This is a genomic window from Oleidesulfovibrio vietnamensis (assembly GCF_055388115.1).
On record NZ_AP042419.1, the window covers coordinates 2,254,203 to 2,274,820 of the forward strand.

Genomic DNA, 20,618 nt, shown 5'->3' on the forward strand with positions numbered 1-20,618 from the left:
AAGGAAAGCCCCCCGCCGCTTTCCTTCCCGGATTCAGGCTCTGCACACATTTTCCCAAGAACAGAAAGGAATATTATGTCTTCTGAATACATTGCAGAAAGAATTGCCGTAATCGGAATGTCCTGCCGCTTTCCCGGAGCATCTTCTCCCGACGCCTTCTGGCACAACATCCTGCTCGGCACCGAGTCACGTTCCGAGTTTACCGGAAGTGACCTTCTTGATGCCGGAATTACCGAAAAGTCCCTGAAAGACAAAAACTATATTTCTTCAGGCTGCATAATCGACGACAGCGATGTGGAAACATTTGATCCCGCTTACTTTGCCATATCCCATACCGAAGCAGAGGTAATGGATCCTCAGCAGCGGCTTTTTTTGAAATGCGCAGTGGAAGCGATGGAAAATGCCGGCTACCACGGCCGGGATGGCTTGCGCACAGGTGTTTATGCCGGATCACGCACCAGCACCTATATTCACGGTTTTTGCGGCAACCCCTATCTGCAGTCCGGCACGGGTGAGGGGTTTCAGATTCTCGTGGGCAATGACAAAGACTACCTTGCCAACCGGGTGGCATATAAGCTCAATCTCAAAGGGCCTGCCGTAGTTGTCCAGTCTGCCTGCTCCACATCACTGCTGGCAATTCATCTTGCCTGCGAAGCTCTGCGCAGCGGCGAGTGCGACATGGCCCTTGCGGGCGGCGTTGCGCTGATGATTCCGCAGCGCATGGGCTTTGAACATCAGGAAGGAATGATCCTGTCACCGCAAGGGCATTGCAGACCCTTCTGCGCAGATGCGGACGGCACTGTTTTCGGCAACGGTGCCGGTATTGTCGTCCTGAAACGTCTGGAAGACGCTCTGCGTGACAGCGACCACATAGAGGCAGTCATTGCAGGCTCAGCAGCCAACAATGACGGTGCAGCCAAGGCAGGCTATACAGTACCCAGCCACGAAGGACAAACAAGAGTCATAGAAGACGCACTGGCATACTCCGGCGTGGAAGCTGCAAGCATAGGGCTTATCGAGGCCCACGGCACCGGCACCCCGCTTGGCGACCCCATTGAAATAGCCGCGCTCTCCTCTGTCTATGCAGACAGAACAACCCGTAAGGAATTTTGCGCCGTAAGCTCCATCAAGGCGAACATAGGACATCTGGACGCGGCAGCTGGCGTTGCAAGCTTCATTAAAGCCGTCCTGTGCGTCAAACATGCCCGGATTCCTCCCGCTGCAAACTTCACCACCCTCAATCCGCGGATAAAACTGGACGGATCGCCTTTTTACATCCCTCGCCGGGCGGCGCAGTGGAATCGCACGGTAACACCGCGGCGGGCAGGAATAAGCTCGTTCGGCATAGGTGGAACCAATGTGCACATGTACATTGAAGAGCCGCCCTTACAGCCGGCAATGCCGGATACAGGCAGCAATCCTGTTCTGCTGACAGTATCCGGCAATGATGCCGCTGCGTTGCAACGCAATCTCATACGTTGGGCAGACTATGTTGTTCAGGAACATACAACACAGGACTGGCGGCTGGCAGATGCATGCTATACCGCGGCCACGGGAAGAAAACACTGCCGGTACCGTTATGCTGTAACAGCCTGCACTGCGCAGGAAATGCATACGCACCTGAGTAATGCAGCGCAAAGCAGCATGTTCCGGCAGACCGGCGGAGGGCTGAAAACAGCGTTTGCCTTTACCGGACAGGGCGCCCAGTACACAGGTATGGGGCAAAAAGCATACAGCACATACCCCGTGTTCAAAGAGGCTTTGGATACATGCGCTGATATTCTGGCCGATACCCTCGACTATCCCCTGCCTGAAATTCTCTTCAACCCTGCCTGCAAGGACCTCCTCTGCCAGACGCGCTACGCCCAGCCCGCACTTTTTGCTCTGGAATACGCGCTGGCTACTCTGCTCCGGTCGTGGGGAATAACTCCTGCCGCAGTGATAGGCCACAGTGTCGGAGAATATGTGGCCGCAGTCGTAGGCGGTATTTTTTCTCTTCAGGACGGTCTGGCGATAATAGCCAAACGCGGCGAACTGCTGCAAAACCTTGCTGGCGGAACCGGCATGACCGCAGTCCGGCTGCAAGAGGATCAGCTTGAAAAGCTTATAAAAAAAATGGGCCTGCCTCTGGATATCGCAGCTGTGAATGCCGATTCCGGCACCGTGGTTGCCGGCACGTCAGAAGCCCTTGCACTGCTGCACGCCGAACTTGGCAGACAGAATACAGCCCACACGCCTCTGAAAGTTTCCCACGCGTTTCACTCACGCCATACCGAACCGGCAATGGACCCGTTCGCAACGTTCCTGCAGGACTTTTCCATCAGCCCCCCTGCAATGGATTTCATATCCAACCTGACGGGAAAAAAAAGAGAATTCCGCAGTGCAGTCCCCGGAATACTGGGCTTCCCACATCCGGAATACTGTCAGGTTCAAAGACGGGGTCCGCTGCCTGCAGGAGTGCGGCATCACAACCGTTATAGAAATCGGCCCCGCAGAAGTGCTCTCAACACTGGCGCAGTTCAACGCAGACGCTCCGGAAGAAAACCCGCGCAACCGGCAGATGCCGCTATGGATTCCTTGTTTGCGCAGGGGAATTGATGATGAGCAGAGCCTGCTTGACATGCTTGGCCGCATATACCAGCAGGGCCACAATCCGGACTGGCACGCTGTATTTGCACACCGTCCGCACCGGCGTATTCCCGCACCGGTGTATTCATTCAGCACCGAACGGTTCTGGCGCGGCAAAACACACGCCCGCATCAGGCACACGCTCCTGCGCGGACTGAGCTCGTCGCAAAAGCCGGACAGCTCTATCCGGGATATCGATATCAGGCGCTGGTCCGCCGCGTCTGAAGAGCTGGCAGCACTGTACTGCCGGAAAGCACTCCATGAACTGGACCAGCAAGCTCATCCTCCTGCTTCCGGATATTCTGAGCTTATAACCTCACTCCGTAAGCATCTGTCAGAAAAACATGCAGATATGCTCCCTGCAGGCGATATCACCATCGGACATCTGGAACAGAAAGAAAGGCAACTTGCAGAAGAATTCCCTCAGGCGAACGTCCTTCTTGCTTTTTTAAAACAGCGGGGAAGAACATTAAAGGACGTGCTCAGCGGACGCTGCAGGCCGGAACAGGCTGTTCTGGAAATGGGAGACACCGCGGATTTCATGCAGCAGCTGCACGCCACACCTTTTTTCCGCTTTTACAATGAACAGTTGCAGAATGCCGTCAGCACCATCATTGCCGACACCTCTCACGGCAGCAAAGCAATCAGAATTCTGGAAGCAGGCGCTCTGACAGGTGGAGCATCGGCGTATCTTGCCCGTACCCTGAAAGAAAACATTGCATTTTCCATAGCGGAAGCTTCCGCGCACGCCGGAGCACTGGCCAAACGCAACATGCCTCAGCAGACCCGGGTGCTTGTTGCAGACATCTTTTCATCCCCTTGTCCGCAACAACACGGCCTATATGACATTATTATCGCCGCAAACCAGCTGCACGGTACTCCGGATGCAGAACTGGCCCTGCGCAATGCTGCTTCTTATCTGCTTCAGGGCGGGATACTGCTCTTCAGAGAGACATACAGACCGACACTGGTCACGCTTATGGCTTTCGGTCCGCTTTTGCCTGTACGGAAAGATACGGTCCTGCGCCCCCGCTCCGCGTATTTGTCTGACGGACAGTGGATTGAGCTGTGCACACGGTGCGGCTTCAGCCACGCAGTCAAACTGTTTGCCGGACATGAAGAAAACAGCATTCTTGGAGAAATAACGCTGGCGGCACAACGCGCAGAGAACAACCCCGGCGGCACATGGGCATTTGAAAACGACCTCTCCGGTTCTGCCGCACGCACTGACAGCATAACAGAAAAAAACAGCGGGCAGCCTTACGGCGTCTATACCGCCGAATGGATTCATGCGGGAAAGACAGATTCCGCCGGCAGCACTGCGGGCGTAACGTGGAGCGTCTACCCGCACCCGTCCGCATCACCTTTTGCTGAAAGCATCATTGCTCAGCTGCGCGCAGCCGGAGCGCCGTTCAGCATCCGCTTTGATGAGGCTGACACCCCCCTGCCGCCGGATAACATACTTTTTATTCCCGCAGAGCGGACAAGCGCGGACAGCAGCGAAGCCGATACAGCGGGACATGAAACCGGACGCTTTATTGCGCTGCTGCAACGCCACAGCAAAACCGCACGCCGGATACTGCTTCTGTGCCCGGCAGGCACCGATGCCATGCCGACTCCCACAGGTGCCGCACTGCAGGCTCTTGCAGAAACAGCGGCAGCAGAACACCCCGGAATAGAAATATCTGTACGCCATTGTAGCGCGGCAACATGCGCACGCCAGCTGCAGGCCGTGCTGACAGAAAACATGCGCGAGCCTGTCGTCATCACGGAAACAGGGGAGCTGCGCGTACGCCGGATACGGCGCACACAGCTTCCCCACGGACAACCCGGCATACAGATTGGCACCGCAGCAACATGCCTTATCACAGGAGGTCTGGGCGGGCTGGGGTTGCAGCTTGCCGGCTGGCTGATACAGCGCGGAGCACGCTCTGTTGTTCTGGCGGGCAGAAACGCCCCTTCGCCGGAAGCAGATGAAAAAATCCGTGCATGGGTCAGGCAGGGAGTCCACATATCCACGGCAGCGGCGGATATTACCACTGAAGCAGGCTGGAGCCGCATTGAAACCGTACTGCGGGAACACCCCGAGGTAACGTATGTATTTCATGCTGCAGGAATTGCCAGCCAGAAGCCCGTCAGCACACTGGAACAGCATGAACTGCAGGCAACGCTGGCAGCCAAGACATCAGGGACAGAACGTGTTCTTGCCTTCTGCGGCAGACACAATGCACATGCTGTTCTGTTCTCATCTATAGCCACCATGTGGACTACTTCCGGATTCGGTGCCTATGCGGCAGCCAACGCGTTTATGGACGCTCTGGCAATGCGGCAAAAAGTAACCGTGCTCAACTGGGGCGGCTTTTCCGATGCCGGTATGATAGCCGGCAGCAAAACGCTGCTGGACGGGCAACGCTCCATGGGGCTCTTTCCGCTTGTATGCGCAAGGGCTTTCGATACTCTTGATCTTGTACTGGCAAATGACATTCACCATGCCGCAGTCATTGATGCAGACTGGAAAAAATTCTTTGCCTCCCTGCAAACCGTACCTGCAGTTTTCACAGAACTGCACCCCTGCGGTGCCGAAAGCAGCCCCGCGGAAAAAACGCAACACAACTCCGGCATACAGGAGCAGGGCCACGACATCACAACAATGTCTCATGCTCAGCGGATAACAGCAATTTCCGGCTGGCTGCACAACAACATTTCGGCGACACTGCGCATTGCTCCGGAAAAACTGACAAGTGACACTGATCTTCTCACTGTGGGGCTTGATTCTCTGCTGTTCCTCAGCCTTTCGCAGCAGCTCGAAAAGGAACTGGGGCTCAAGCTTTCTCCCGGTCGTATATTTGAAATGCCGACCATAGCAGAGCTTGCCGAATTTCTAGCCGGTGTGGAAGACAATGCAGAAGGACAAAAAAATACCAGAGCAGAAACACAGACCACCGGCAACACCTGCGCCATCACACCGCAGCCGCACCTGCGGCATGAACCGTTTCCCCTTACAGACATTCAGCATGCCTACTGGATAGGCAGGACCGGCGCTTTTGAACTGGGTGGCATTGCCTGCCAGAGTTATGCCGAATTTAACGCCGCGGATCTTGACCCTGTGCGTTATGAAGAAGCCTGGAACAGGCTGATTGCAAGGCACGACATGCTGCGCGCGGTATTCATGCCGGACGGGACCCAGAAAATACTGGCGGAAGTTCCCCGCCTGACCATTCCTGTAAAAGAGCTGGCAGACCTGCCAGCTGCCGAACAGCAGAAACAGCTGCTTGCAATGCGTGAGTCTCTCTCGTCCATAACGCTTGATCCGGAGTCATGGCCGCTCTTTCATGTTGAAATTTCCCATACAGGGCAGGGCCGTTACCGCATACATATGATCCTCGATCTGCTCATCGTGGACGTTTTCAGCGGCATGCTGCTGATACGCGAGCTGCAGCACCTGTACGACGCTCCTGACACTGCCCTGCCTCCGCTCGAGCTTTCATTCCGCGACTATGTCATGGCGGAAATGGCATACAGAAAAAGCACCCGGTGGCAGCAGGCGCAGGATTACTGGATGCAGCGGCTGGACACTCTGCCGCCGGCACCGGACCTGCCGCTTGCCCGACAGATCAGCGATATAGAGCGCCCCCGCTTTTTCCGCAGACAGTACAGACTCGGCAAAGAACGCTGGAGCGCCATCAAGGGAGCTGCAGCCGCTAAAGGGATCACGCCTTCAAGTGTGCTGCTGGCAGGCTATGCCGAGGTGCTGGCGCAATGGAGTGCCTCCGCCCGCTTCACGCTGAACGTCACCCTCTTCAACCGCAAGCAGTTCCACAAACAGATCAATGAAATCATCGGAGACTTCACCTCCACCACTCTTTTGGAAATAGACATCACCCGGCAGTCCGGCTTTGCGGAACGGGCTGAAAGCCTGCAAAAACAGCTGTGGAAGGACCTTGAACACAGGGATTTCAGCGGAGTGCGCCTGCTGCGCGAGCTTGCACGCAAAGGCAGCCTGCGGCTGGGGGCTGCCATGCCCGTGGTATTTACTGCAAACATAACCAGCCAGAGCACACAGGAAAAAGCCGTGCTCGACACCCTGCATTTCCAGAGCACCCAGACCCCGCAGGTGTGGCTGGACAATCAGGTATACGAGGAAGAAGGCAACCTGCTTGTTTACTGGGATGTTGTTGATGACCTGTTTCCGGACGGCATGGTGGACGACATGTTCACAGCATATTGCTCCATTATCGATACTCTTGCCTCGGAATCCTGCAAGAGCGCGTGGGATGCGCCTGTACCGCAGCTGACACCCGGGGCGCAGCTTGCCGTGCGCAACAGGCGGAACTATCCCGTTCACCCCTGCTGCCACGACCTGCTGCACACCGCCCTTGAAGTACAGGCGGCAGCTGCCCCCCGTAAAACAGCCATCATCTGCCAGAACAGACACATCAGCTATGCACAGCTATGGCGTCAGGCCGCAGCGCTCCGCAATCAGCTTGCGGATGCAGGTATACGTTCCGGCACTCCGGTGCCTGTCCTGCTGCCCAAAAGCTGGCAGCAGATCGCTGCCGTACTGGGCATACTGCAGGCAGGCGGCGCATACGTCCCGCTGGATGTCGAATACCCCAACGGCAGAATACGACACCTGATCAGCGAGCTGAAAACCGGCGTCGTTGTCACTGATGCAGCAAACAGCGCCCGGATCGAAAAAAGCGCCGGCCGGACCATTCTGGTCATGGAGCACCTTGAACCTGTGGCAGACCAGCCTGAGGTGTCAGCTTCACGCAGCACTCCGGATGATCTTGCCTACATAATTTACACATCAGGCTCCACGGGTACTCCCAAAGGGGTGATGACAAGCCACAAAGGCGCCGTCAACACCGTTCGGGATATAAACAGGCGCCTCGCGGTGACGGCTAAAGACAATGTTGCGGGACTAGCCAATCTGAACTTTGACCTTTCGGTCTATGACATTTTCGGTGTTCTGGGATGCGGAGGCAGCCTTGTACTGCCGGACATCCGGGACATGAAAAATCCCGCTTCATGGATCGATATGATTGAACAGGAACGCATCACCCTGTGGAACTCTGTGCCCACATTAATGCAGATGCTGCTGGAATACCTGCCAAACGGCCTTGAAGGACGCCTGCAGACGCTGCGCTGCATCATGCTGAGCGGAGACTGGATTCCGATACAGCTTGCAAAAGAAATCAAATCACGCCTTCCCCTCGCTGCGCTGTTCAGTCTCGGCGGCGCTACCGAAGCCTCCATCTGGTCTGTGATACATGCAGTCGAACAGATCCCCCCGCACTGGAACAGCGTTCCGTACGGGCGTGCAATGGATAACCAGACGGTTCAGGTTCTTGATCATCTGCTGCGCGAACGTCCGGACAATGTCACCGGCGGCATATATCTGGGCGGAACAGGACTGGCAGAGGGCTACTGGAACGCACCGGAAAAAACAGAGCGCAGTTTTATAACCCACCCCGCTGACGGCAGACACCTTTACCGGACAGGCGATCTGGGCCGTTACCTGCCCGACGGCAGCATTGAAATTCTGGGACGCGAGGATTTTCAGTTAAAAATATCAGGCTACCGCATTGAACCGGGAGAAATTGAAGCTCAGCTCAACAGTCATCCTGCGGTTTCGCAGAGTATCGTTTCCGCAATTACTGACAATTCCGGAAAAAAAGTCTTGTGTGCGCACTGGACAGGTAAGAAAGACACCTCGCCGGAAGAGCTGGCACTTTTTATCTCGGAAACACTTCCACACTATATGGTGCCCAAAATATTTGTGCATGTGACTGCTTTTCCTCTGAACGCCAACGGAAAAGTAGACCGCAGTGCACTGCACGTGCCGCAAGAACACTATGCAGTACCGGAGCGGACTGCCACCTTTTCTGCCGCGGAGCAGCTGGTGGCGCAAGCCATGACAGAAGTGCTTGCCGTACAGCCTGCCGGTCCGGAAGCTGACTTCTTTGACATGGGCGGAGACTCGCTGCTGGCCATCAGGCTTATCAACAGTCTGAAAAAGAAAACCGGCATATCTGTCTCTGTTCCGGAATTTTTTCAGGATTCAACCATAAAGGCCGTGGCAGAAAAAATCGCCGCACATGGCAATACCGGCACAGGCAGCAGAGCGGAAACATGCCTGACAGCACCGGCAGGACAACAGAACGGCCCTTCCGTATATCTGGTGCATGAAGGGTCGGGCACGCATATGCGGTTGCGTGAACTGCATATGCAGCTGAGCAGGCGCTGCAAAGTAACCGGCATTATCCTGCCGCAGCACCTTCCGGCAGGGGTCAGCGCCCGCAAGCCTGATACACTTGCAAACTACTATGCTGACGCCATTGCCGCATCAGGCGAAAAAGGCCCCTGCCTGGTTGCAGGATACTGCATCGGCGGATTTCTCGCCCCCCTCATATCCCGCCGCCTGCAATACCATGGCATTGCAACTTTCCAGCCGGTGGTCATTGATCCGCTGCCCGCCAAACCGCTGCTGACCAGAGACCCTGTTGCCCTGCTCTACTGGGCGGCATCCTACTTCAAAATTCCGCCGGAAACACTCGGACTGAATTTTATCACGCTGGATGTTCTGGAACAGATACAAAACAATACACTGGAAAAGAACCACCCCGCCGGCAGTGTATATCATTCCCTGGCAGGTCTTTCGCAACAGGAAGCCGCAGCAAAACTGTTCAGCAGTCTCAATGGCAATGCAGACAGTTTTGACAACGCCACAATGGAACAGTTTTCACTGTGGGTGAACAACATCATGAATCTGCAGATGGGGACCGCAGATATCCGGTATGTTCCGCCGTTAAAAGGCATCACGGTAATCGAGGCGCAACTGCCCGAAAGTTATTCGGGAGCGGAGTTTGAAAACATCAGAGACTTCTGGACCAAATGGAGTGAAGGACCGGATTCCGTCACTGTCATTCCGCGCAGCGAAGACCATTTCGACATCATCGGACAATCAGGAAGTGCATTCATCGCCGACACAATAAAAAGCATTATGGAGCAACAGTTGTATGCAGGCTGATAAAAACAGCGTTTCCAGATGGCTTCCGGACCTTAAGGCAGAAGACGAAAACAAAGCCGGTGTGAGACTTTTTTGTTTTCCGTATGCCGGCGGAGGAGCTTCTGTCTTCAGGCACTGGCAAGTCGGATTGCCGTCACAGATACAGGTTTGCCGCGTTCAGCTGCCGGGCAGAGAGCGTCGCATGCAGGAGCCGCCGCACACAAACCTTGTACAGCTTGTCAGAGAGATGCTTGATGCTCTGCTGCCCTGCTTCGAAGAAAAACCGTTTGCTTTTTACGGCCACAGCATGGGCACCCGCATTGTTTTTGAAACAGCACTCCAGATCCGCAATCGTACGGGACTGACGCCGGTGCACATGTTCATGGCTGCCTGCGATGCCGTGGGCTTTCCGGAGCGGCCACCGGCGCACACACTTCCTGATGATCATTTTGTCGATGTAATCAGACAACTGAAAGGAACACCTGAAGAAGTGCTGGCAAATGAAGAACTGATGAATATATTCCTGCCTCTTTTACGGGCTGATTACCGCCTTAAGGAAACGTATAAGCCCGGGGAAACAGAGCCTTTTGCATGTCCCATAACAGCATTTTCGGGAGCGGACGACGCGGAAACATGTGCCGCCGGCATGCTTGCATGGAGCAGACATGGAAATGACCTGCACCTGAAGACATTCAACGGTGGTCACTTTTTTCTGCACACACATGCCGACGCCCTGTTGAGCGAAATTGGAAACAGGCTGACGCAACACGCCCCTGCAACCAGCCGGAGCACGACAATCCATGCACACCTGTAGCGGTCACAGCATGCAATGCAGGTGCAATACGGTGGCTGTGGCGCGGTCTTTATCGCCGGATATACAGGTATTCTTCAGCGATGCACGGCATAGCCGGTGGCCGGAAGACTCTTATTACAAGACACTTTCCGAGCATGAAAAAAACAGAATGGCCGCGCTGGCCACCACACAGCTCAAGGAACAATACCTTTTTGCGCATGGCGTCAAACGCCTGATTCTGGGCCGGAAAACACGCTGCGCCCCCGAACGGCTTGGCTTCGGCTTTTCACGCTTCGGCAAGCCGTTTTTGGCACATCCTGCAACCTCTCTGCAATTCAACATGTCCCATTCCGGCCCCTTTTGCATGCTGGGCATCAGTGCAGAATCACAGATAGGAGTTGATATTGAAATTCACAGTCACTCAATTTCATATCACACAATAATAGAGAACTACTTTTCTCCAACAGAGATAGCCATATGGAAAAAGACAAATCCAGCAAACAATAAAAAAGCATTTTACAGATTATGGACACTCAAAGAAGCGGTTTTCAAATGCATAGGCTCAGGCCTGCTCATTCCGCTTAACGGCATAACCATCACTCTTACAGGCGGGCATTCTGCCATTGCCCACGCAGACAACGGGCTGCCATTGCCGTTTACACTGCTTCACGGACATATACACAATACTGCTTCATGGGCTGTCGCAGTACGTAACACGTCAAAGGAGCCACATAATGTTCCAATACACTGAAAAAAGATGCAGCAAGTGCCTTCTTCAGGAAGATACTGCGCGCAATTTTTTAATTAACGATGATGGTCTGTGCAGTTTTTGTGCAAATATGACCGAAGAAAAAAAGGACTATGCAAGACTTGAAGGTGTGTTCAGAAATAAAATTGAACAAATAAAAGCACAAAAAAGCAAATACGATGCCATCCTGATGATGAGCGGAGGAAAAGACAGTGCTTACCTTGCATGGCTTTTAAAAGAAAAATACGGCCTGACGATGCTTGCCCTGACTATAGACAACAATTTTGAATATGAAGAGACGTTTGAAAGAGCATCTGAGCTTTGCAAGACACTCGACATTGCCCATATGCAGTTCCGTATTCCACCCAGCCTTACCAGAACATTCTACCGGTTCATCATGAGTGAACAACCGCTGAAGGAAAAAGACTTCGGGCAGTTATGCCTGTATTGCGGCAAGTACCTTCTGGACCATGGCATTGTCATGGCAGAGCAACTCGGTATTCCGGCAGTTATTGTCGGCTATAACCCCGATCAGCTTTTCGGAATGGGCAGATCCATTGAAGTTGAAACCCAGACGTTCCGCATCCGGCAACAGCAGGCGATAGCCAGAAAAATAGAATTCCAGTTTAAAAAAGCCGAAGCCCATGCAGCGCAAAACAAGCTGCATGAACTGATACCTGTTTTCAAACTGGAGCACCCCCGATGCCAGCTGATTTATCCTTTTCTTTATCTGGAATACGAGCCGCTGAAGATGATGGACACAGTCAGGCGAGAGCTGGGCTGGCGCCCCATAGAGAGCTTTTCAAAAGGCACATACATCGCGTCGGGATGCAAGCTGCTTAAGCTGATGGCTGTTCTTGCAAAAATCAACAACGTCTCAAGTTACATGGACCTTGAATTTTCGAACCAGGTGCGCACTGGCGCCCTGACAAAAGAAGCACTGGAAAAATACTATGCCTCGCTTGAAGAGGATGAATCATTTTACACCGAACTGCTTTCACAGCTCGGAATCGCAGAACCGCTGCAGAGCCTTGCGGCAATTTCGCCTGCCGGTGCAGCAGGTAACAAGGGGTAATCATGCAAATGTACAAGAAAGTAATTGTCATGACACGCGGCAATCATTTTCTGCTAGGATTCGCCGCATTTTTTGCAATTCTGGATGTCCTGTTCGAGCTCATTCCATACTTTGCAGTCTACAGCCTTGTCATTCATACCACAGAAGGAACACTTACGGAACATGCCGTCGCTGTCCATAGCGGCATTGTGCTTTGTGCAATAATACTGCGGACGTTATCGAGATGGGCAAGTGCAGTGTCGGCGCACAAGGCCGGATACAGGACACTGTATAACATACGCATCAGGCTTGCGGACCATATCGGCAAACTTCCCGGCATGTATTTCACCCGGCAGTCCACAGGTAACCTGCACAAAATAATGACTGAAGATGTCGAAAGAATAGAAAATCTTCTGTGCCATCACCTGCCGGACCTGTTTGCATCCATTGCAGCCCCGCTTTTTACCCTTGCCGTATTTTTTGCCGTCGACTGGCGGCTGGCCCTTTTTGCACTGTGCCCGCTGCTGCTGGCAGTCTTATGCCAGCGGATACTTGCCAAAGAAGCCGCAAAACACATGCACACCTATCATGCAGCCATGGGAGCAATGACAGACAGCATCATGGAGTACACACGCGGTATAACTCTTATCAAATCTTTCAACCGCACTGCACGCACATTTACACGCTTTACAGACAGCGTACACGCTGTACGCGATGTTATGATCACATGGAACAAGAACGCCAGCACGTTTTATGCACTGTTCGGCACATCGCTCATAAGCGGTATTGTTTTTGTTCTGCCTCCGGGAATATGGCTCTACTCCGGCCATGGACTGACTTTTGAGTCACTGTTCCTCTTTTTGCTACTTGTTTCCGGCTATGCGCTGCCTCTGGACAGGTTAAGCCGCTTTGCCAGCAAATTGCGGCAGATAGAAGAAGGCGTCGGCAAAATTGATGAAGTGTTATCAACACCGCCTCTTCCTCCTTCGCGTACCAACCTGAGCCCGCGCAGCGGTGACATACAGTTCAGCAACGTCACCTTCGGCTACACACCTGATGCGCCTTTTTTCCAGAATATTTCATTTACCATCCCCTACGGCAGACTCACAGCGCTGGTCGGCCCGTCAGGAGCAGGCAAAACAACGGCAGCGCAGCTTATTGCCCGCATGCAGGACGTATGGAGCGGTTCCATTTCGCTGGGGGGGGATGACTTGCGCGACCTGAATCAGGAGCAGCTGTTCGAACACATCGCTTTTGTATTTCAGGATACGTTCCTACTGAGCGACTCAGCCATGGCCAATATCCGCGCCGCGCGCCCTGATGCATCAGACGCTGAAGTAATACACGCTGCGACCATGGCGAAAGCACATGAGTTTATTGCATCGTTGCCGCAGGGCTATGCAACACCTCTAGGTGACGGCGGTGTACCGTTGAGCGGCGGAGAAAGACAAAGAATAGCCATCGCCCGTGCGTTCCTCAAAGATGCTCCCATTGTAATTCTGGATGAAGCCACAGCGTACACAGACCCGGAAAATGAAGTTGCCATCCAGCAGGCGTTAAGCACTCTTCTGGCCCGCAAAACCGTAATTGTCATTGCACACCGGTTAAGCACCATCACTGAAGCAGACAAAATCATTGTTTTTGATAACGGCAGCGTAGCGGAAACCGGCAAACACGATTCGCTGGTTGCTAACGGCGGAGTATATTCCCGCCTCTGGGCTGCGCAGCAGGCAAGCGACCAATGGGGGTTCAACATGCCGGAGGAACAGCATGCATAACATCACAGCACGTCTTAACATATCCAATGCAAAATTTATCCGGAGCACTTTGTATGCCGTGGGTGAAGCTTTTCTTAACGGTGCACCGCTGGGGGTTATCTATGCCGTACTCATAACCCTGCTTTCACCGTCAGCGCCTTCCTTCAACGTCACCATTGCCATTGTCATGCTGCTTGCCTGCTTTACGGTACAGGCATTCTGCTCCATACGGTCACACAAGCTTGTTTGTGAGTACGCCTTTGAACTGGGAAGCAGAATACGCATTGCGCTGGGAGAACACTTACGCAAGCTGCCACTGGGAACAATTTTCAGCAGGGACTCCGGCCATAATGTGGAAACACTGCTGCTTGACGTCACCAATGTGGAGCTGACCGCTTCACATATTTACAACAAAATCCTCTCGTGCATAGCCGTTCCTGCCATGATTGCAGTCATAATGCTGTTCATCAACCCATTCATGGTGCTTTTACTTCTGTCAACTCTTCCGCCGGCATTGATATTCCTTTATCTGTCCCATAAAAAAATGGACATTCTTGGCGGCAGAATGCTTACAGCAAGAAAGGATAGCACGGCACGCATCATAGAGTATATTCACGGCATTCAGACATTTAAAACACTGAACATCACCGGGCGCGCTTTCAGCCGTCTTACAAACACACTGCAGCACCTGACAAGCAACAGCATCCGCTTTGAATCGTTTATCTGGCCTGTAACAGAGCTCTACGCGTTCACAGCGTCACTGGGCATAGTCTGCATTCTTTACGTGGGAGGAACTCACTTCATTGAAGGTTCGCTCCCTCTTTTTCAGTTTCTGCTCTTCATGCTTGTGGCCTTACGGTTTTACATCCCTATCAATTCAGTAGGGCCATACATCTCCACACTAAGTTATCTGAAGCACTCCGCCGACAATATCGACGCACTTCTGAGCAGCCCGGAACAGACAGGCTCCATAACCAGTTTTCCGCAGGACTTTGAAAGCATTGCATTCCGGAACGTCAGCTTTGCTCACGGCAGCAAGCAGATACTGCGTGACCTGAGCTTTACCGCAGGACAAGGCACGGTAACCGCATTGGTCGGACCGTCCGGAGCCGGCAAGACAACCATAGCCAACCTGCTGATCCGCTTCTGGGACAGGCAGTCGGGTACAATAACCATAGGCGGTACCGATACGCAGACTCTTTCGCCGGACACCATATTGCAGAATGTTTCGCTGGTCATGCAGGACGCCTACCTGTTCAACGACACTGTTCTGGAAAACCTGAAAATGGCCAGAGAAACAGCCACGGAAAGTGAAATAATGCAGGCTGTAGAAGCGGCACGCTGCAAAGACTTCATAGACAGGCTGCCCCGGGGGATACACACCTGCATAGGAGAAAACGGCGCCCTGCTCTCGGGCGGAGAACGCAAAAGGCTTTCCATCGCCCGCGCAATCCTCAGGGACGCCCCCATTCTGATTCTGGATGAAGCGACAGCAGCGCTGGACACTGAAAACGAACGACTGGTGCAGCAGGCATTTTCAGCAGTGGGCAAGGGAAAAACCGTATTCATTATTGCCCACCGGCTTTCAACCGTGCGCAACGCGGACCAGATTCTTTTCATCGAGCAGGGCCAGATTGCCGAACAGGGAACATTTTCCGAACTGCTGAAGCTGAACGGACGCTTCGCACATTTCTGGAATCTGCAGCACGCCATAAGTCAATGGAAACTGCGGCGCAGCAACGACTGCGAAGCCTCGGCTGCCTGATGCACGACACGGGGACAGCACGGCTATCTTTTTGCCGCAAAAAAAGAACCGATCGCGACAGCACCCCGCAACTTACTGACATACTGAATAACTTCAAACGCCTGTACGCTGCAAGCACACTACACTACTTCCAGCTACTTGCCGGTTACCTGCCGGAACATGTTCAGAGGAGAACGGACGTATGCTTTATTATGCAAAGCAATGGGGAGGCTTCGTTGCCTTAGGCTTTCTGCTGCTTGCGACCCCGTGGGCCGCTTTGGCAGAAGATGGAAAAAACTCACCTCAGACTGATAAAGAAACTCACTATCAGCTTGATACTGTCACTGTCACAGTGGAAAAACGCGAACAGAACTCTCAGGATGTGCCAGCCAGCCTTTCTGTTCTTTCTGAAACAGCCATAGAAGATGCCGGGCTGACCTCCGTTGAAGAGGCGGTTTCCTACATGCCCAACATCCACTTCATTGACTTCGGCGCCGCATTCGAACAGCGCATATTCATGCGCGGACTCGGCTCCACACATAACGCTCCGGCTGTAAACTTCAACATCGACGGCGTCACGCAGTTCCGCAGCGAATCGCTGGACATGGCCCTGTACGATATTGAAAGCATAGAGGTGCTGCGCGGGCCTCAGGGTACCCTGTACGGCAGAAACAGTCTTGGCGGTGTTATCAATATTACAACCCGCAAGCCGGACAACGAACTGCGCGGGCAGATACGCACCGACTTCGGCAACTACAATCTGCAACAGTATCAGGGTGCTGTCAGCGGGCCGGTAATCAAAGACAGTCTGTACCTCGGGCTGGCGGGCTCGTACAAAGTCCGCGACGGATTCACCAAAAACGACTTTCTCGACAACGATGTCGACAACATGGAATCGGTAGACGGCCGGGTACATCTGCGCCTTGCCCCTGCAGACAGCAACTTTGAAGCCAACCTCAAACTGTATGCCGAAGGCGACAGACACGGCACCTCTGCCCTGCAGCTTCTGGACGATGTAAAAGACAACCCTCACACCGCCAACTTCGACCATGTGTCGGATACACACAGGCAGGTGCTGGGCAGTTCGCTTTCGCTTGAATGGAAACTTGATGACGGAGTATTCACCAGCATTTCCGCTTTCCAGAAGCTGAACCTCTGGTCCGACTCCGACTTCGACTTTTCCACCGCAGACATGAACACGTTTACCAACGACAGTGAAAGCTACCAGTATTCACAGGAATTGCGGTACTCGGCCGGAACCGACAAAGATATCTTCCGCTGGACAACCGGCGTGTACGCATGGGGCAGCCAGCAGGAAGATATCTCCTCCACCACCGACGGCAAAGATATGCCGCCCATGTTCGGCTTTCCCGGCAATGCAAACCACAACAAAGCCGATCTTGAAGGTTATGGTTTTGCTCCGTTCGGTCAGGCCACGGTCACCGTTTTTGACAAGCTGGACCTGACGGCAGGCATAAGGTGGGAATGGGAAAAACGTGACGGTGATTTTCACGACTATACCGAACGCGCCGACACAGGCACCACGGTGGAAAACCTGAAAGGCAGCGACAGCATCATTTCGCAGCAGTGGCTGCCCAAATTTTCGGCGGCATACCACTTTACCGATAACCTGATGGCCTATGCATCGCTGGCGTGGGGTTACCGTTCCGGCGGGTTCAACTTCATGTACGACCCTAACAATCCGGAATCCGTCAGCTTTGATCCTGAAACTTCCATAAACTATGAAGTCGGCGTCAAATCCACCTGGCTGGACAGCAGACTGTACGCCAACCTGTCTGCCTACTATATCGAAATTGAAGACATGCAGGTTTCGGTGGGGATTCCCGGCAAAATGACCATGCTTGTCGACAACGCAGGTGAAGCGCATTCCCGCGGAGCCGAACTGGAAGTGGGTGTGCGCCCCTTCACAGGCATGGATATCAACGCTTCATACGGCTATACCGAAATGGAATACGACAAGTACACAGATCCTGTTAAAAACGTGGATTATTCCGGCAAGACTCCCCCGTATGTGCCCAACCATACCTACTCGCTCTCTGCCCAGTACCGCTACCCGCTTACCGATACGCTTACGCTTTTCACGCGGGGTGAAGTCATCGGCGTGGGCAAACAGTACTGGGGCAGCGACAACGCGGTAAGCGAAGACCCGTATCAGCTGCTCAATGCCAGAATCGGGGTCGAATCCGAAGACTTTGACGTATACCTGTACGGCAAAAACCTCACAGATCAGGAATACCGCAAAATCGGCTATCTGACCGGCATGGGCGCCGTCTATGCCCAGTCGGGAGATCCGCTGACCTTCGGCGTCAACCTCGTCTACCGTTTCTAGCTCCCCTTACTGCCCCGACTGTCACAGACAGTCCCCGAACAGCGGGAGGCTCTGCCTGAGAGCCTCCCGTTTCTTCTGCCGGTACGTTTGCGTCAGAATTATGCCCGATCACGATATTCCGTTCCGCACCGTTGGCGTAACTGGAATACTATATCACCCCTCAAGGAGTTTATATGTGCCTGACCCATCTGCAGGAACTGCAAAAAGCCGTTGTGACCGCCGTTAGCGGAAATCAGGAATTACTGAAACGCCTCGCCTCAATGGGACTGTGCTCCGGCACCACGGTGCGCATGCTGAAAGCACGTAAAAAAGGCCCTCTGCTGGTCGAATGCAAGGGAACATATCTGGCGCTGTCGTATGATATCGCATCCCGCATCCGTCTTGAACCTGCTCAGGCGGTGTTGTGACATGTCAGCCGGTACTCACGTAGTTGCCCTTGCAGGTCAGCCCAATACGGGAAAATCGACCATTTTCAACGCCCTGACAGGAATGTATCAGGAAGTGGGAAACTGGGCCGGAAAAACGGTCGAAAAAAGAACCGGCCAGGCAAGCAGACAGGATGGCGGCTACGCAGTGATCGATCTGCCCGGAACATACTCGCTGGATGCTCTTTCGCAGGAAGAACGTATCGCCGCTGATTTCATCAAAAACTATTCACCGGATGTCACTGTAGTTGTGGCCAGTGCGGTAAGCCCGCAAAGAACATTGCATTACGCGCTGGACGTCATCATGCTGCAAAAGCCCATGGTTCTGGTGATGAACATGGCGGATATAGCCAGAGGCAATTCGCAGCATCTCGATGTTGAAAATATCTCACAAAAAACCGGTGTACCGGTTCTGCTGCTCTCCGCCTCACGCAAGCAGGAACTCGGCCAGCTCAAGCAGGCCATCGCACAGGCCCTCAAGGTTCCTCCTGTTCCCAAGCATATCGTGCCGGAGCTTGCTTCCGGACTTCCTGAAGGACTCAAACGCAGCTTCACCGCTCTGGTACAGCAGGTCTGCGATGTTTCGGGATTTACCCGGATGCGGTCCGAAATACTTGTATGGAAAGCTATGGAAGGCGGGGAAGAAGAAAGGGACATCCTGCGCAGCACAGTGGGCGAAGATGCGGCGTGGGTACAAAATGACCTGCTTGTGCAGCCTTATGTGCAGCAGGCACGCTACGGCTGGCTGGAAGAAGCTCTGGGGACAGGCAGCACCGCACCCGCATCGTCAAAAACCGTTTCATATGACAGGTGGCTCCTGCATCCTTTTGCAGGTGCGCTCGCCATGGCAGGCATACTGCTGCTCTCCATCATCGTGGGATTCGGGCTGGGGTTCCCGCTGGCCCTCAAGATCGGGCAGACATCACAGGCACTGGAAGCAATTGCCAGTGCAGGCATTCCGCAGGATATGATTGTCACAAAGGCACTGTTCACCGGCACATGGCGCGGGGTGGGCGCGGTGCTCAGCATGCTGCCGTTCATCATGGTTTTCTACGCGGTTTTTGCCGTGCTTGAAGACATCGGCTACATGGCAAGGGCGGCGTTCATCATGGACAGGGCCATGACCCGCATAGGGCTGAACGGCAAGGTATTCATTCCTCTGCTTTTTTCCATGCCGTGCAACATTACCGGAATCATGGGCTGCAGGACCATAGACGACCAGCGCATGCGCAAACTCGCTGTTCTGCTGGTACCGCTGGTGCCCTGCGCGGCCAAACTGATAGTGCTGGTTTCTCTGGCAAGCTGGCTCTTTCCGCCTCTTCAGGCTCTTGCCGTGGTATTTTCGCTGATAAGCCTCAACATGCTTATTCTGGGGGGCTGCAGCCTTGTTTTCGGACGCTTCATTCCCCGTCAGAGCAGCATCAGCGGTCTGCTGATGGAACTGCCCCACTATCACCGGCCCAACATCCGCACCATTTCGCGTCAGGTATTCAGAAACACACTGGCTTTTCTGAAAAAAGCGTCCACATTGATTGTCAGTTTCAGTGTAATAGTCTGGTTTGTTTCATATTACCCCGGCGGCAGCATAGAAACAAGCCTGATGGGCCAGCTGGGCAAATACCTTACCCCGCTGGGGGCCCCCATGGGAGCAGACTGGCGGCTGATAACCTCGCTTCTGGCTTCGTGCATCAGCAAAGAGGCGGTGCTGGCCACCATGGGCGTTATCTACAACACCCCCATCGGGGCGCTGCCCGCAACGCTCAAGGCCACAGTCAGCCCACTTTCAGCCATTGCCTTCATGTGCGCGCAAAGTCTGTTCATTCCGTGCATTGCCACTCTGGGCATGATGTACAACGAGACAGGCTCTTACCGCACGCTTGCGGTAGTCATCAGCTATACCATTCTTCTTCCTTTCATCGTGGCCACTGCAGTTTTCCAGATAGGCAGCATGGTGGCAGCAACATACTGACGTCCGATACACATCTTCCCGCGGGCAAAACCAAACGCCGCCTGCGGGAAGATGCATAATCAGGCCCCCGGGGCGGACAGCGCATAAAAGATGCTCCGTAAACGGCACACCGTATGGCATCCGCCTGCAAACATCCCA

At 53.8% G+C, this 20,618-nt stretch carries 10 protein-coding genes; all 10 read left to right on the forward strand.

From position 1 onward, the window contains the following. The first annotated feature begins 75 nt into the window (after positions 1-75). Complete coding sequence (locus tag ACZ5D1_RS10140; protein WP_464554808.1) at positions 76-2,598, forward strand: type I polyketide synthase; 2,523 nt, start codon at positions 76-78, stop codon at positions 2,596-2,598. Further along, positions 2,582-9,661 carry an amino acid adenylation domain-containing protein gene (locus ACZ5D1_RS10145; RefSeq protein WP_464554810.1) on the forward strand — a complete coding sequence of 2,360 codons (7,080 nt, stop codon included), beginning with the start codon at positions 2,582-2,584 and terminating at the stop codon, positions 9,659-9,661. Before ACZ5D1_RS10140 ends, ACZ5D1_RS10145 begins: the two co-directional genes overlap by 17 nt. Next, a complete protein-coding gene (locus tag ACZ5D1_RS10150) occupies positions 9,651-10,454 on the forward strand; it encodes a thioesterase II family protein (protein WP_051363839.1) in 804 nt (267 codons plus the stop codon). The genes ACZ5D1_RS10145 and ACZ5D1_RS10150 overlap by 11 nt, the downstream gene beginning before the upstream one ends. 31 nt (positions 10,455-10,485) lie before the next feature. Next, positions 10,486-11,184: a 4'-phosphopantetheinyl transferase family protein gene (locus ACZ5D1_RS10155; protein ID WP_464554811.1), complete on the forward strand. Its 699-nt coding sequence runs from the start codon at positions 10,486-10,488 to the stop codon at positions 11,182-11,184. Beyond that, complete coding sequence (locus ACZ5D1_RS10160) at positions 11,168-12,256, forward strand: adenine nucleotide alpha hydrolase family protein (RefSeq protein ID WP_464554813.1); 1,089 nt, start codon at positions 11,168-11,170, stop codon at positions 12,254-12,256. The genes ACZ5D1_RS10155 and ACZ5D1_RS10160 overlap by 17 nt, the downstream gene beginning before the upstream one ends. Positions 12,257-12,258: 2 nt before the next feature. Then, positions 12,259-14,013, forward strand: coding sequence for an ABC transporter ATP-binding protein (locus tag ACZ5D1_RS10165; RefSeq protein WP_051363841.1), 1,755 nt, complete (start codon positions 12,259-12,261; stop codon positions 14,011-14,013). Further along, entirely contained in the window at positions 14,006-15,757 is a 1,752-nt protein-coding gene (locus ACZ5D1_RS10170; RefSeq protein WP_464554814.1) for an ABC transporter ATP-binding protein, read from the forward strand. Before ACZ5D1_RS10165 ends, ACZ5D1_RS10170 begins: the two co-directional genes overlap by 8 nt. Before the next feature lie 181 nt (positions 15,758-15,938). Continuing rightward, a complete protein-coding gene (locus tag ACZ5D1_RS10175; RefSeq protein ID WP_464554816.1) occupies positions 15,939-18,086 on the forward strand; it encodes a TonB-dependent receptor in 2,148 nt (715 codons plus the stop codon). Positions 18,087-18,259: 173 nt separating this feature from the next. Next, positions 18,260-18,493: a FeoA family protein gene (locus ACZ5D1_RS10180; protein ID WP_011367554.1), complete on the forward strand. Its 234-nt coding sequence runs from the start codon at positions 18,260-18,262 to the stop codon at positions 18,491-18,493. 1 nt (position 18,494) lies between these two features. Then, complete coding sequence (feoB, locus tag ACZ5D1_RS10185; protein WP_011367553.1) at positions 18,495-20,480, forward strand: ferrous iron transport protein B; 1,986 nt, start codon at positions 18,495-18,497, stop codon at positions 20,478-20,480. Positions 20,481-20,618: the final 138 nt, after the last annotated feature.